We start from the raw sequence: 1,513 nt of genomic DNA, 5'->3' as shown, positions 1-1,513 counted from the left end.
TTGACGGCCTAAAGGCCGACCTACATGTGATCAGGTGTTATTAGGCTTTTGACGGCCTAAAGGCCAATGGTATGGACTCCTCCCCAATTCAGCGGAATTCCGATAAATTGGGAGGCGACCAAACCAAAGGAGCCATACCATGAATAATAATACGACAATTTGTGTTGATTTAGCGAAAGAAGTTTTCCAAGTTGCTGTCTTCAATAAAGCCGGTAAGGCTAAGTTAAATAAAGAAGTCTCAGCGAAAAAAATGTGTCTCATCATTGCTCAATACCCTGATGCAGCGATCTTTATGGAAGCGTGTGGCTCCGCTCATCATTGGGCTAGGCGCTTTACATCATCAGGTCATAAAGTGGGCCTCATCCCCTCACACATTGCTGCAAAATATCGAGTCAGTAATAAGAGTGATAAAAATGATGTTCTTAGTATTTATGAGGCCAGTAAGAATCAGCAGTTACACTGCGTTCAGATCCGTACATTAGAGCAGCAAGATATTGCTACGTTACATAAATTCCGCGAAGGCTATAAAAAAGAACGTAATCAACTTGCCAACCGCCTTCGCGGTTTTGGCCGCGAGTATGGCGTTAATTTTGCCTTAGGTATCAGTAAGCTCCTTAAGCAAGTGCCTATTGCGCTTGAGGATGCTGAAAATGAAATGACGGTTGTTGCACGCAGAGTCGTATTTAGACTGTTAGAACAACTTAGGCATGTGATCTTGCTGATGAAAGAGGTCACTGATGAGATCGAAGCAATAGCAAAGCAAATAGATGCTTGCCAGCGATTGGTTCAATTACCCGGTATTGCTTGGCTTGGTGCCAGCATGATGTATGCTAAGTTCGGTTCGGCTGAGTGCTTCAGGCGTGGCCGAGATGCCAGTGCCAGCATCGGCCTTGTGCCAGCGCATAGTGGCAGCGGCGGTAAAGTTACCATCGGCAGGATTACCAAACGAGGTGATACGTATCTGCGTACATTGATCATCAATGGGGCTCGATCTTTGGTCATCCATGTTAAAGAAAAAACAGACAGCTTGAGTTGTTGGGTAAGACAATTACTCAGCACGAAAGGGTTTAATAAAACCATTGTAGCTGTCGCCAACAAACTGGTCAGAATGGCGACAGCCATGCTGAAAAGTGGGCTTGAATATCGTCAACCTGTCGCACAGTGATGATGGTTTTTAAAAGTCAGTGAATAAAAGAAAGTACCAGCCGAGACAGTTAGCAATATAGATTGAACGGAATGAACAGCTAGCAAGCAAACCAAATGAAACCTGAGTAGGTCATCGGCTTTTAAAGCCGTCACGCCGATAAGGCGTTTGGTTCACGGCGAATCAAAGCCGTTAAGGTCTGGAGTAGCTCTCCATAATAAGACCGAATATACGAAAGCTAACGCAAGTTTGTTATGACCGTTGATAAATATTGTTAATAACCAAGTAGAGTACGCATGATTCTTTATTAAAAAATAGGGACGCTATTGTTGCATCCCCAGAGGAGTCCATATACGACCTACATGTGAT

1 protein-coding gene is annotated in these 1,513 nt (G+C 44.0%); it reads left to right on the top strand.

All coding sequences use genetic code 11. The annotated features are described in order from the left end of the window. Positions 1-139: 139 nt before the first annotated feature. Positions 140-1,165, top strand: coding sequence for an IS110 family RNA-guided transposase (locus TY87_RS22330; RefSeq protein WP_100188757.1), 1,026 nt, complete (start codon positions 140-142; stop codon positions 1,163-1,165). Positions 1,166-1,513: the final 348 nt, after the last annotated feature.

It is taken from the genome of Marinomonas sp. BSi20584, from assembly GCF_002792415.1.
GTDB classification, from domain to species: Bacteria; Pseudomonadota; Gammaproteobacteria; order Pseudomonadales; family Marinomonadaceae; genus Marinomonas; species Marinomonas polaris.
This window is presented reverse-complemented; position numbering and strand designations above follow the sequence as displayed.

Bases quoted from the DNA above. Each gene is read 5' to 3' on its own strand.
- TY87_RS22330 (WP_100188757.1), top strand. From the start codon at position 140: ATGAATAATAATACGACAATTTGTGTTGATTTAGCGAAAGAAGTTTTC.